Source organism: Oleiagrimonas sp. MCCC 1A03011, assembly GCF_003267965.1.
GTDB lineage: Bacteria > Pseudomonadota > Gammaproteobacteria > Xanthomonadales > Rhodanobacteraceae > Oleiagrimonas > Oleiagrimonas citrea.
In genome coordinates this window covers 375,126-388,082 of record NZ_MSPY01000003.1, presented here as the reverse complement: position 1 = coordinate 388,082, position 12,957 = coordinate 375,126, and the positions used below count along the sequence as shown (strand labels likewise).

The following is a 12,957-nucleotide window of genomic DNA, read 5'->3' as shown; positions in this document are numbered from 1 at the left end:
TCAGCCTATTGTACTGGATAGCCCTAGCGCAGGGCCAGATCGCCAACGACCCTCATGTTCCGTGCTCCACCTTCAGCAGCGTGCGCAAGGGTTCCAGCGCCTCGGCGTAATGATGGGCGCGGGCTGTATCGCGCTGCAGGGGCTGACGGACCTGCGCAGCGCTGGCCGTGCGCACGACGCGCTCCGTTTCGTGGAACGAAAGGCAGGCGGGATCGAACGGCAGACCACAGAAGTCCAGCAACTGCCGAATCGTCGCTTCGGGCGCGTCCAGCAGTTTCTCGTAAGTCAACGGCAGGCAAGACTCCGGAAACAGGGCGGCCCAATGACCGGACAATCGGTCGTAGTTCTTCCAGAAACCGGCCATGTCCTCAAGGTCGTAGCTGAAATGATTCCCCTGCCGGAAATACTGGCGATAACAGGCCAAGCAGGTTTCCAGCGGATCGCGTCGCACATCGATGATCCGCGCGCCCGGAAGCATGGCCCGGACTGCGCCGACCAACTTCCAATTCAGCAGATTCTTGTCAGTCGAACGGCTACGCTTCTCACGCAAGTATCCGGTACGTTCGAGGTAGACGTGTCCGAGCCGTGCCCAGTCCTCGGGTGTGGCGTGCGGCACCCAGTCCGGGAATGCATGGCCGCGCCGCGCCGATTCTTCGTCGATGACTGCTTGCAGATCACGAATCTCTCCCCCGCCCTCGACCTCCGGGTGGGAAGCCAGAATCTGCTCCACGAGTGTCGACCCCGATCGCGGCAGGCTGACGACAAAAATGATCTCCTCACCTCGGGAAGGATCCGCATCGCCTCCCTGCCCGGATGGAAATGCGCGCTCGATGGCCTTCACATATGCGCGCTCGGCTTCGGCATTCCACGGTTCACGCGCATGCACGGCCGCATTGGCCTTGCGCAAGGTCTCGAAAGCCGAAGCGTAATCGGCCTGGTCCTCGTAAGCCTTGGCCAGCGCGAACCCGAGCGTGATTCGGCTCTCGGCCCGCTCGGGCGTCTGTCGCCACGCGTCGCGCAGACCTTTCAGATCTTCGCTGGAAAAGGAGAAGGTCTTGATGTCGGCCAGCCCCAGCCAGGCTTTGGCATGCGTCGGTTGCCGCCGAAGGATTTCGCGGTAGCTTTCCACGGCCTCACGGATGCATCCGGTACTGATCTGGGTATCCGCCAGTGTGACGCGTGCGTTGATATGCTCGGGCGCACTGCGCAGCACATCGAGCATGACCCGGCCGACTTCGGAAGGCGCCTTCCGCTGATCGTGCATGGCCTTGCCGAGGTTGTACCGGTACGGAATCGAATCCGGCTGCAGCGAACAGGCGCGTTGCAGACAGTTCAGCGCCTCCTCGTCGGCATGCAGGTCGTGCCGCGCGACACCGAGTCCCATCCACGCGGCGGCATTTTCCGGTTCGTGCGCCACGACTTCCTCGAACCAGCGCATCGAGGAAGCGAAATCACCCTGCATGTGCAGCGCGACGCCCATGAAATAGCGGATGCGCATGCTGTTCGGAGCCATCGCCAGCGCTCCCGACAGGGACCGAAGCGCTTCGTCGGGTCGTCCTCCCCGCAAGGCATCCATAGCCTGCGCGAGGCGTTGCTGAGCTGCGGACGGCAAGGTTTCGCTCAATGGCGAGGACGGTGTCTTGTTTCGCTGCATGATGAGGCGATTTGCGATTCCGTTCGTTTCAGTCCGAATGCATCGAAGCGGTCACCGGACCACGGTCCGGAAGCACTCAGGCCACGGATCGCGCCTGGCGTGATTCGGCCGCTTCCAGCGTGTTCTCGATCAAGGTCGCGACCGTCATGGGACCGACTCCACCGGGCACCGGCGTGATCCATGATGCGCGCTCTGCCGCGACGTCGAACTCGACGTCGCCGACCAGACGTCCGTCCTCGAGACGGTTGATGCCGACATCGACAACCACGGCGCCCGGCTTGATCCATTCGCCCTTGATAAGGCCGGGCCTGCCGACGGCCACAACCAGTATGTCGGCTTGGCGCACATGTGCGGCGAGGTCGGCCGTGAAACGGTGGCAGCAGGTCACCGTGGCGCCGGCGATCAGCAACTCCAGGGCCAGAGGCCTGCCGACGTGATTGGACACGCCGACGATGACCGCATGACGCCCGCGCACCGGACGATCGGTGTGACCGAGCAAGGTCATCACGCCCTTCGGCGTACAGGGACGGAGCCCGAGGCGCCGCAGGACCAGGCGCCCCACATTGACTGCGTGAAAACCGTCCACATCCTTGCGCGGATCAATGCGATCGACCAGCGCGTCCTCATCGACGTGATCCGGCAACGGTGATTGCACCAGGATGCCGCTGACATCGGGATCGGCATTGAGCTTGTCGATCAGCGCGAACAGCTCGGCTTCGCTGGTCTCGGCCGGAAGATCGTAATCGTAGGAACGAAACCCGACCTGCTCACAGGCGCGGCGCTTGTTGCGCACATACACGGCCGACGCCGGATCGCTACCGACCAGTACCACGGCCAGACCCGGGGGCGTGTCGCCGGCAGCGACGCGTTCCGCCACGCGCCGACCGACGCGATCAAGAACTTCCTGTGCGATGCGTTTGCCGTCGAGAATGCGTGCGGTCATATCGAATGCGTGCCGGGAAAGCGCGCATTATCCGGGTTCGGAACAAATCGCACAAATGCGACGGCCACATGGCGCACACCCGCATGCGCCGGTCGTCTTGCCGGCGCATGTAGAACGCATGTGACTCAGTGCTTGCGGCGCTTGGCGTTGCGAATCATGCGCTGCCGCTTGCGCTTCTGCGATTCGGTGAGCTCGTTGCGACGGCCTGCGTACGGGTTCTCGCTGTCGCGGAACTCGATCCGGATCGGCGTACCCTCCAAGCGGTAGCGCTTGCGGAAGGTATTTTCCAGATAGCGACGGTACGCCGGCGCAATATGCTTGGTTCGCGTCCCATGAATGACCACGGTCGGCGGGTTGTGACCGCCGGGATGCGCATAGCGCAATTTCGGCGCATGGCCGCGCACCAGCGGGGGCTGATAACCCTCGTAGGCTTTCTCCAGCGTGCGCGTGAGCTGCGAGGAAGTCATCGTGTAGTTGGCCGAAGCATGCGCGCGGTTGACGGCACGCATCAACTCGCGCAGACCCGAGCCGTGCAGTGCGGAGATGAACACACGCTTGGCCCAGCCGACGAACTCGAGCCGGCGATCCAGCGCACGCTGACACTGTTCGCGGTCGTAGGCTTCCATGTCGTCCCACTTGTTGACCGCAATCACCAGCGCCCTGCCCTCGTCGAGCACGTGGCCGATGAGGGTCAGATCCTGGTCGGCCAGATTCTCGCGCGCGTCGACCATGACCACGCAGACCTGTGCCGCAGCAATGGCCTGAAGCGTCTTGATGACGCTGAATTTCTCGACCGCTTCCTCGATGCGTGCTCGCCGGCGCACGCCGGCCGTGTCGATCAGGGTGTACTTGCGACCATCCCGCTCCAACGCGACGCGGATCGAATCGCGCGTGGTGCCGGCCACGTCGGAGACGATCACGCGCTCCTCGCCCAGCAGACGATTGACCAGAGTCGACTTGCCGGCATTGGGGCGGCCGAGAATGGCCACGCGGATGCTGTCATCGTTCTCCTCTTCGTCCGGCTCGACGTACTCGGGGAGCAACGGCTGCAACGCCTTCAGCAACACGTCGGTGCCGCGGCTGTGCGCGGCGGCGAGCGGCAGCATGTCGGCGAACCCGAGCGCGGCGAAATCCGCCATCGCGACGGATTCGTCCAGGCCATCGGTCTTGTTCACGGCCAGCAGCATCGGCTTGCCGGTGCGACGAAGCTCGTCGAGGATGGCATGGTCCTGGGCAACCAGGCCGTCGCGTCCGTCGACCAGGAACACCACGGCGTCGGCTTCTTCGATGGCCAGGCGAACCTGACGAGCCGTCAATCCATCCAGGCCGTCCTCATCACCGGAAAGACCACCGGTATCGACCAGCACGAACGGCGCATCGCCGAGCCGGCAGACGCCGTAGTGGCGATCTCGGGTCACACCCGGAAGATCGGCCACCAGCGCTTCGCGGCTGCGCGTCAGGACATTGAAAAGAGTCGACTTGCCGACATTCGGGCGTCCGACCAGGGCGACGACGGGGAGCATGTGCGGTGAATCCATCGGTAGCAGTCCGGCGTCGTCGCGCGCATCGCCGCCAAGGGCGATGCGCGATGCGACATCAAGGGGTGGACGATCCCAGACGATAGGCGCCGATGTGACCTTCGACGTCCTCAATATAAACCATGTTGCCGACGACCAGCGGCTGTGCGCGGATCGCCTTGTGCGACAGGCGCTCGCGCGCGGCGATCTTGCCGTTGCTGAGATCCAGCCAGTGCACGTAGCCCTTCAAGTCGCCGACCACGACGTACTTGTCCAGCTGCACCGCAGGCGCGCTGAGCCAGCGCCATTCCAGGGCGTCCTGCTTCCACAGGTCGCTGCCGGTGCTCTTGTCGAAGGCCCATACGTCGGATGCATCGTCGACACCGACGATGGCCTGTCCGCCGATGTCCATCGACGTGTAGGTCGAGAACTTGCGATGCCACCCCGGACGACCGGTCGGACCGTCGATGGAGGTCAGCTCACCGTGATAGGCCGAGGCATACAGGGTGCTGCCGTCCAGCAGCACGCCGACGTCGGCATCATCCAGGCGCTGGATGTCGGTGCGGCCTTCGCCGGTCGCTAACGGCAGATCCCACAGCTTCTCGCCGTCGTCCAGGCGGATGGCGACCAGCTTGCCGTCATCGGTGCCGAAGAATACGACGCCACGCGCCACCAGCAGCGGACCGTTGCCGCGCAGACTCAACGCCGGGACGGTGTCCTGGTCGTACAGCCATACCTGCTTGCCGGTCTCGGTGTTCAGACCGAAGACGTTGCCGTCATTGGTGCGAACCACAGTGATGTTCTTCAGCACCACCGGCGCGGAAATGACTTCGGACGACACCTTCGCCACCCAACGCTGTTCGCCGGTCTTGGCATCGAACGCATAGACATGGCCATCGAGCGTGCCGGTGACGACCAGCCCCTCGCCGACGCCGGGACCACCGGCATACAAGGCGTCCTTACGGATCTTCTTGCCGCCGAAGCCGAGCCAGCCGTGCGTGCGCGTCTTCTTGCGCCACAGCGTCTTGCCGGTCTTCGCGTCCAGCGCCTCGATGACACCGTCCGTGCTGGCGGCGAACAGCACGCCGTTGTCGTATGCAGGACGCATGCGAACACCGGAATCCTGCGCACCATCGCCCACACTTTCCTCCCAGACGCGCTGCACTGAGACCGTCGGCGTAATGTCCGTGAGTTCAGTCGGCGGCTGGATGTTGCTCTTCTTCGAGTGACATGCGCCGAGCGCGAGCGTGGTGATGATTGCGATCAGGAAAATACGTTTCATGCGCCCTGCTTCCCGGCCGTGGCCAGATTGTCGAGTTTCATGCGCACGCTCTGGGTCTGCGGCGCATCCTTTCCGTAGGCGTCGAGTGCGGCCTGATAGGCCTGACGCGCTTCGGACATGCGTCCAAGCTTGACCAGCACATCGCCGCGCAGTTCCCCGCGCAACGCATCGTATTCGTCTTTCGGCATCGCATCGAGCGTGGCCAGCGCATCGTCGGCCTTGCCCTGCGCCAGTTCCACGCGAGCCAGGCGCAGCGACATCAGCGACTTCAGCGCGCCATGTTCACCGTCGGCATGTGCCTGCGCCCACTCCAGCGAAGTACGGGCTTTGGCAAGCTTGCCTTCCTTCGTGTCGTTGGCGGCGCGCGCGGAGGCCGCGAACACGGCGTACGGCGAATCGGCGTGCTTGTCCAGCATGACGCCGACCAGGGCATCCGCCTCGCTGTTCTGACCGGCGGCATAGGCGCTCTGGATGGCGCCGAACTGCGCGGCGGCGGCGGCGCGATTCTGTTCCTGATGACTACGCCACTGCTTGTATCCGAAGATCAGCACCAATCCGAGCGCGATGCCCACGGCGATGGAAATGCCGTTCTGGCGCAACCATTCCTGAAGACGTTCGCCCTGTTCGTAATCGTCGTATGCGTCGAAAGCCATGCGTCACCTGTTGAAGCCGAGAGCGGCCGCGAAGCCAGAGGTTCTGGCGGGCGGCCGCAAGCGGGCGGATCGAGTTGGGTCGGCCGCGTAAGCGGCGAAACCCGGAAAGGATAACCGATGCTCGCGGCGTGCGATACCGCCGGGAGCCGCCGCTCGACACGCCCTTGGCGCACACATGCTCGTCGCTGACTCCCGCCGCCCGAAGACGGCAGGACGATGATCAGCCGCTTGCGGGTCGGACGGCACCGCCATCGGCGACATTGAAGTGCGCCACATTGGCACGCTGGAATTTGCCCAGGGACAGCGGCTTTCCGTCAACGGCCACGTTCGCACCATCGGCATTGCCGATCCGCACTTCAAGCGGCTGGGTGCTTCGATAGGATTTATCTGTCCCCGCAGGAAGCAGTCCGTATTCAAGGCGTTTGCCGTTCGTGTCGGTGATTTCCACCCAACTGTCGTGACGGAGTTTCAATGTGAGATGCGTGGCGGCAGAAGTTTGCGGCGGAGCAGCCGCAGGCGTTGTCACCTTGGCCTTCTTGGAGGCCTCCATCGCACTGAACGGCGCGATCGATGCCATCAGCGGCTTCTCGGAGGGCGGCGTCGGCGGCACAAGGCCCGATACGTTCCCACCGAGCGCCGGAGCTTTTTCGTGGCCCCCTGAAGCGGCCACGGCGGTACTGGCAAGCGTGGTGGACTGTGCGTTGACGGGTGCGGCATCCAACGGAGCCAACTGGGCAATGTCGCGTTTGAGCACACCGTTGAGTCCCAGCCAGATCAGCGGCGCAACGATCACTGCCGTCAACACCACATAGGTCGCGGCGCTGGAATAGCGATTGATCGTGCGCTGCCAGCCAGAGAACGGACTGGTCGCGATCAGTTCCGGCTGACGCGGACGTAGGCGCTCGAGTTGGTCCTCGATCTCCTGACTGCCCATGCCGACGTAGGCGGCATACTTGCTCAGGTAGCTACGCAGATACACCGAGTAATCGATGCCTGCGTAGTTGTCCTGCTCGAGCTTTTCCAGCAGGCGCGCGGGCAAGTGCAAGGCTTGCGCGCAATCTTGCAGGGACAGCCCCTGCTCCTCGCGCACGGCGCGCAGATGACAGCCGAACGACGGTTCCGCGTCCGCGCTGCTCATCCATTGCTCTGCTTCGTCGTTGAATCCCGGAGACGCCCCCTGGTCATCATCCGGCTTGCTGAAGTCGTGCTCTCCCCGTTCCTGATCCGTGAAATTCGTGGACGCTGGTTGATTCATCGTGATCTATTGGATTTGATGGACTGCGCCTGATCCGAATCCGGGAATTTGGCCTGCAGTCGCTTGACATAACCCTGGGCTCCCTCCTCGTCGCCCAGTCTTTTTTCGATCTTGTACCCCAGCAGCAAAGCCGAGGGATCCGAACGCCCGAGGGCGTCGAAGCGCTGAATGAAGGCCCGGGCGCTGAACGCCTTGCCTTCGTGCAGCAACACCGCGGCCATCTGATACAGCGCATCGGCATTGCGCGGATTGATCGCCAGCGCTCGGCGATAATCCTGCTCGGCTGCCGCGTAGTCGTTCCGTTTCAGCTCGCAGCGGCCGGCATTGCTCCAGGCGATGTCCTTGGTTTTGTAGAACGGGTCCTTGGCTGCCTTGGCAAAATATGGCAACGCCTGGTCGATCTTTCCGATTCTGCATAAAAAAACGCCGAGGTTGTTGTTCGTATCCCCACTTTTGGGATCCAGTTCCTCGGCGCGACGATAATGTTGTTCAGCTTGGGCGGTTTCGCCGATCCGCGCATAGACCGTCGCAATGACGGTATGCGCGGGGCCGTAGTCGTCGTCGAACTGCAAGGCCTTCTGCAGTTTCTCGAGCGCGATCTTCAACTGACCGCGCTCGAGATACTGCTGCCCGAGTTCGGTATGGATCCGCGCAGCCTCCTTGTCGTTGACCTTGCGCGCGGACAGCCCGTTGCCATTCGAGGTGGCGCAACCGGCCAACGCCAACGCCAGCACCAGGGAGACCAGCCAACGATCAAGCCGCATGGATCGCATCCTTTTCGAGTTGTTTGCGGAATTCGGCCGACCGGCGCGTGCGGTCGAGCACCTGCCCCTTCAGCTGACCGCAGGCGGCATCGATGTCGTCGCCGCGGGTACGCCGCACGGTGGCGATGATGCCGCCCTCGTTGAGAATGCGGCGGAAGGTCTCGATATCGCCCGCATCCGAGCGCTCGTAGCGCGTGCCGGGGAACGGGTTGAACGGAATCAGGTTGACCTTGCTCGGCAGGCGGCGCATCAGCTTGACCAGCTGGCGCGCATGCTCGGGATGGTCGTTGATGCCCTTCATCAGGGTGTATTCGAAAGTGATCGACGCGCGCGGTCGCGAACTGACGTAGCGCTTGCAGGCAGCCAGCAACTCGTCGATCGGATATTTCTTGTTGAGCGGCACCAGCGTGGTGCGCAGCTCGTCGGTGGGGGCATGCAGCGAGACCGCCAGCGACACGTCGGCGACCTCGGACAGCTTGTCGATCTGCGGCACCAGGCCGGAGGTCGACAGCGTCACGCGCTTGCTGGCCAGGCCGAAGCCCAGATCGTCGCGCATCAAATTCATCGCCGCGACGACGTTGTCGAAGTTCATCAGCGGCTCACCCATGCCCATCATCACCACGTTGGTGATGCGGCGGCGCTGGTGCGGGACGTTGCCGAGGTATTTCGCCGCGACCCAGACCTGGCCGATGATCTCGGCGGTCGACAGGTTGCGGTTGAAGCCCTGGGTCGCCGTCGAACAGAACGTGCAGTTGAGGCCGCAGCCCACCTGCGAGGACACGCACAGCGTGCCGCGCGTCGGCTCGGGGATGTACACGGTCTCGATGGCGTTGCCGCCATTCATGCCCAGCAGCCACTTGTGCGTGCCGTCGGTCGAACCCTTCTCGAACATGGTGTCCGGCGGGCCGACATAGCAGACCTCGGAAAGCTTGCCGCGCAAGTTCTTTCCGAGGTCCGTCATGCGCTCGAAGTCGTTCTCCAGACGGTGATAGATCCACTTCATGACCTGATCGGCGCGATACGGCTTCTCGCCCAGCTGCGTGAAGAAATCACGCAGCCCCTGGCGATCGAAGTCGAGCAGATTGGTCTTTTCCGTCGGGTTCACAAGCTTCGTTCCTGGTCGATTAGCGCGGGCACAGTTCCGTGGTCGCGAAGAAGTACGCGATCTCGGTGCTGGCGGTTTCCGGCGCGTCCGAACCGTGCACGGCATTGGCGTCGATCGAATCGGCGAAGTCGGCGCGGATGGTACCGGCGTCGGCTTCCTTCGGGTTCGTGGCGCCCATCAGCTCACGGTTCTTGGCAATGGCTCCCTCGCCTTCCAGCACCTGGATCATCACCGGGCCGGAGATCATGAACTCGACCAGCGCGCCGAAGAACGGGCGCTCGCGGTGCACGGCGTAGAAACCTTCGGCTTCGCTGCGGGACAGATGCTTCATTTTCGCGGCGACGACCTTCAGGCCGGCCTTCTCGAAACGCGCGTAGATTTCGCCGATGACGTTCTTGGCGACGGCATCGGGCTTGATGATGGAAAGAGTGCGCTCCAGCGCCATGCGGATGTGCTCCGGTTTTAGGTTGAAAGATGAACGAAAACGGGCCGGCTTCCCCAAGCCAGTCACCGTATCACCAAATCTGTGAAAAATTCGGGATTTGGTGCCGTAAAGCTTGACAGATTCTAGACCGAGCGCAAGTCCGCGGCACGACGATCCACGCCGTTTCGGGGCGAATTCGCGACGAATCCGAACGTTTGACCTCCCTGCAACGGAAGCCTATGCTTCAAACGATCGTTTGATACGAGATCGTCCAGCGGAGTACGAGCGTCGTGGCCAGTTCCCAGTTCTCCACCAAGCAGCGCATTCTCGAAGCTGCCGAAACCCTCTTCGCGCGGCACGGATTCGCTGGCGCCTCACTGCGTCAGGTGACCTCGGCGGCCAATGTGAACCTGGCCGCGGTCAACTACCACTTCGGCTCCAAGGACAAGCTCATCGAGGAAGTGTTCCGGCGCCGCCTCGACGAACTGAACAAGCGGCGCCTACTGGCGCTGGACCAACTCGGCGAAGCGCCCACGCTCGAAGACGCCCTGGCCGCCTTCATCCGTCCGGCGCTGGAACTGGCGCGCGAGGGCGACGGCGGCGGCGCCTTCGTCCGCGTGCTGGCCCGTGCCTACGCCGAGCACAACGACCAGCTGCGCAAATTCCTGTCGGAGAACTACGGCCATGTGCTGAAACAGTTCGCGAAGATCTTCGCCACGCTGCTTCCGCACCTGCCGCGCGAGGAACTGTACTGGCGCATCGACATCGTCGCCGGCGCGCTGACCTACGCCATGGCCGACTTCGGCATCATCCAGCGCCGCGAAGGCGTGACCGAACAACAACACCGCGAGCAGGCCGCCGAGCATCTGATCCGCTTCGCCGCAGCCGGCCTGCGCGCCGAATGAATTTCCCATCCCGACCGCCCGTGGCTCCGCGCTGCGGGCGGCGCTTTCCGCTTACGCAATGGAGACAGGCATGACCACCCAACCGCTACGCATCCGCAAGGCCGCGGTGCTGGGCGCCGGCGTCATGGGCGCGCAGATCGCCGCTCATCTGACCAACGCCGGTGTCGAGACCGTGCTGTTCGACCTGCCGGCGAAGGAAGGTCCGAAGAACGGCATAGCCGTGAAGGCCATCAAGCATCTGGCCAAGCTCAAGCCGGCACCGCTGGGCGAGAAGTCCCTGGCCGCCTCGATCATTCCGGCCGACTACGACGAACACCTCGCGCAGCTCAAGGACTGCGACCTGGTGATCGAGGCCATCGCCGAGCGCATGGACTGGAAGCTGGACCTGTACAAGAAGGTCGCCGCGCACCTGCCGGAGCGCGCGGTGATCGCCTCCAACACCTCGGGCCTGTCGATCAACACCCTGGCCGAAGCGCTGCCGGAAAACCTGCGCCATCGCTTCTGCGGCGTGCATTTCTTCAATCCGCCGCGCTACATGCATCTGGTCGAGCTGATTCCGAACAAGGCCACCGACGCCAACGTCCTGAACGGCCTGGAAGGCTTCCTGACCACTGCGCTGGGCAAGGGCGTGGTCATCGCCCGCGACACCCCTAACTTCATCGGCAACCGCATCGGCGTGTTCTCGATGCTGTCGACGATGGTGCACACCCAGGCCTTCGGTCTCGGCTTCGACGTGGTCGACGCGCTGACCGGCCCGGCCATCGGTCGTCCCAAGAGCGCCACCTATCGCACCGCCGACGTGGTCGGCCTGGACACCATGGCGCACGTCATCCAGACCATGGCCGACACCCTGCCCGACGATCCCTGGCACAAATACTTCAAGGCGCCCGAGTGGCTGGCCGCGCTGATCGACAAGGGCGCGCTGGGCCAGAAGAACGGCGCCGGCTTCTACCGCAAGAACGGCAAGACCATCGAAGTGCTCGATCTCGGCAAGCAGGACTACGCGCCGTCCGAGCAGAAGGCCTCCGACGAGGTCGCCGCCATCCTCGCGAACAAGGACCCGGCCGAGAAGTTCGGCAAGCTGCGTGAGTCGACCGACCCGCAGGCGCAGTTCCTGTGGGCCTGCTTCCGCGACCTGTTCCACTACACCGCCTACCACCTGGCCGACATCGCCGAGACCGCGCGCGACGTCGACTTCGCCATCCGCTGGGGCTACGGCTGGAAGCTGGGTCCGTTCGAGACCTGGCAGGCCGCCGGCTGGCAGCAGGTGGCCGGCTGGATCGCCGAGGACATCGAAGCCGGCAAGGCCATGAGCGACGCGCCCCTGCCTGCCTGGGTTACCGACGGCCGCCGCGGCGTGCATCACGCCGCCGGTTCGTTCTCGCCGGCCAAGGGCGAGGACCTGCCGCGCTCGACGCACCCGGTCTACGCGCGCCAGCTGTTCCCCGACCCGATCCTCGGCGAGAAAGCGCCCGAGGGCGAGACCGTGTGGGAGAACGACGGCGTGCGCCTGTGGACGCTGGGCGACGACCGCATCGGCATCCTGTCGTTCAAGACCAAGATGAACACGGTCAACGACCACGTGCTCGACGGCATCCAGCAGGCCGTGCGCGTGGCCGAGGAACAGCTCGACGCCATGGTCATCTGGCAGACCCGCGAGCCGTTCTCGGCCGGCGCGGATCTCAAGGGCGCGCTCGGCCTGCTGCAAGAAGGCAAGCTGGCCGCGTTCGAGGCCATGGTCGCCAACTTCCAGGCCACCAGCATGGCCATCAAGTACGCGCAGATTCCGGTGGTCGCGGCCGTGCGCGGCCTGTGCCTGGGCGGCGGCTGCGAATTCCAGATGCACTCGGCGCGCACCGTCGCGGCGCTGGAGTCCTACATTGGTCTGGTCGAGGCCGGCGTCGGCCTGCTGCCCGCGGGCGGCGGTCTGAAGGAAATCGCCACGCGCTGCTCGGCCTCGCCGGTCGGCGACGCCTTCGACAACGTCAAGCGCTACTTCGAGACCGTGGCGATGGCCAAGGTCGCCGGCTCCGCGCTGGAGGCCAAGTCCTTCGGCCTGCTGCGCGAGTCCGACGTGGTGGTCTTCAACAGTCACGAGTTGCTGTATGTCGCCAAGCAGCAGGCGCGCGCGCTGGCCGAATCCGGCTACCGCCCGCCCCTGCCCGCGCGACACGTCAAGGTCGCCGGCGAAGTCGGCACCGCCACCTTCAAGGCGCAACTGGTCAACATGCTGGAAGGCTATTTCATTTCGCAGCACGACTTCGAGATCGCCAGCCGCATCGCCGACACCCTGTGCGGCGGCCAGATCGAGCGCGGCAGCGAAGTCGACGAGGACTGGCTGCTGGCCCTGGAGCGCAAGCACTTCGTCGCCCTGGCGCAGATGGAGAAGACCCAGGCGCGCATCGCCCACACCATGAAGACCGGCAAGCCGTTGAGGAACTGAGGAAGCGGATGA

At 64.1% G+C, this 12,957-nt stretch carries 11 protein-coding genes; 2 read left to right on the top strand and 9 right to left on the bottom strand.

What is annotated here, in order from left to right; all coding sequences use genetic code 11:
* Positions 1 to 52: 52 nt before the first annotated feature.
* From BTJ49_RS08325 to ndk, 9 genes are all read right to left on the bottom strand, one after another.
* Positions 53 to 1,576, bottom strand: coding sequence for a tetratricopeptide repeat-containing sulfotransferase family protein (locus BTJ49_RS08325; protein WP_240601793.1), 1,524 nt, complete (start codon positions 1,574 to 1,576; stop codon positions 53 to 55).
* Between the two features lie 154 nt (positions 1,577 to 1,730).
* Entirely contained in the window at positions 1,731 to 2,597 is an 867-nt protein-coding gene (gene folD / locus BTJ49_RS08320) for a bifunctional methylenetetrahydrofolate dehydrogenase/methenyltetrahydrofolate cyclohydrolase FolD (protein WP_113064902.1), read from the bottom strand.
* A 125-nt stretch (positions 2,598 to 2,722) separates the two neighbouring features.
* Positions 2,723 to 4,120 (bottom strand): ribosome biogenesis GTPase Der, encoded by a 1,398-nt coding sequence (gene der / locus BTJ49_RS08315; RefSeq protein ID WP_113064901.1) that lies wholly within the window; start codon positions 4,118 to 4,120, stop codon positions 2,723 to 2,725.
* Between the two features lie 73 nt (positions 4,121 to 4,193).
* The gene (gene bamB, locus BTJ49_RS08310) at positions 4,194 to 5,396 is read right to left on the bottom strand and encodes an outer membrane protein assembly factor BamB (RefSeq protein ID WP_113064900.1); all 1,203 of its coding nucleotides are present in this window, start codon (positions 5,394 to 5,396) and stop codon (positions 4,194 to 4,196) included.
* Complete coding sequence (locus tag BTJ49_RS08305) at positions 5,393 to 6,049, bottom strand: tetratricopeptide repeat protein (protein ID WP_113064899.1); 657 nt, start codon at positions 6,047 to 6,049, stop codon at positions 5,393 to 5,395. Before BTJ49_RS08305 ends, bamB begins: the two co-directional genes overlap by 4 nt.
* 220 nt (positions 6,050 to 6,269) lie before the next feature.
* Entirely contained in the window at positions 6,270 to 7,304 is a 1,035-nt protein-coding gene (locus BTJ49_RS08300) for a helix-turn-helix domain-containing protein (RefSeq protein WP_240601782.1), read from the bottom strand.
* Positions 7,301 to 8,068 (bottom strand): type IV pilus biogenesis/stability protein PilW, encoded by a 768-nt coding sequence (pilW, locus tag BTJ49_RS08295; protein ID WP_113064897.1) that lies wholly within the window; start codon positions 8,066 to 8,068, stop codon positions 7,301 to 7,303. Before pilW ends, BTJ49_RS08300 begins: the two co-directional genes overlap by 4 nt.
* A complete protein-coding gene (rlmN, locus tag BTJ49_RS08290; protein WP_240601781.1) occupies positions 8,058 to 9,173 on the bottom strand; it encodes a 23S rRNA (adenine(2503)-C(2))-methyltransferase RlmN in 1,116 nt (371 codons plus the stop codon). The genes pilW and rlmN overlap by 11 nt, the downstream gene beginning before the upstream one ends.
* Positions 9,174 to 9,192: 19 nt before the next feature.
* Positions 9,193 to 9,618 (bottom strand): nucleoside-diphosphate kinase, encoded by a 426-nt coding sequence (ndk, locus tag BTJ49_RS08285; RefSeq protein ID WP_113064895.1) that lies wholly within the window; start codon positions 9,616 to 9,618, stop codon positions 9,193 to 9,195.
* A 269-nt stretch (positions 9,619 to 9,887) separates the two neighbouring features.
* Here ndk and BTJ49_RS08280 point away from each other — a divergent pair, with 269 nt between their 5' ends.
* Both BTJ49_RS08280 and BTJ49_RS08275 read left to right on the top strand, forming a co-directional pair.
* Positions 9,888 to 10,502: a TetR/AcrR family transcriptional regulator gene (locus BTJ49_RS08280; RefSeq protein WP_113064894.1), complete on the top strand. Its 615-nt coding sequence runs from the start codon at positions 9,888 to 9,890 to the stop codon at positions 10,500 to 10,502.
* A 70-nt stretch (positions 10,503 to 10,572) separates the two neighbouring features.
* A complete protein-coding gene (locus BTJ49_RS08275) occupies positions 10,573 to 12,945 on the top strand; it encodes a 3-hydroxyacyl-CoA dehydrogenase/enoyl-CoA hydratase family protein (RefSeq protein WP_168184696.1) in 2,373 nt (790 codons plus the stop codon).
* Positions 12,946 to 12,957 lie beyond the last annotated feature (12 nt).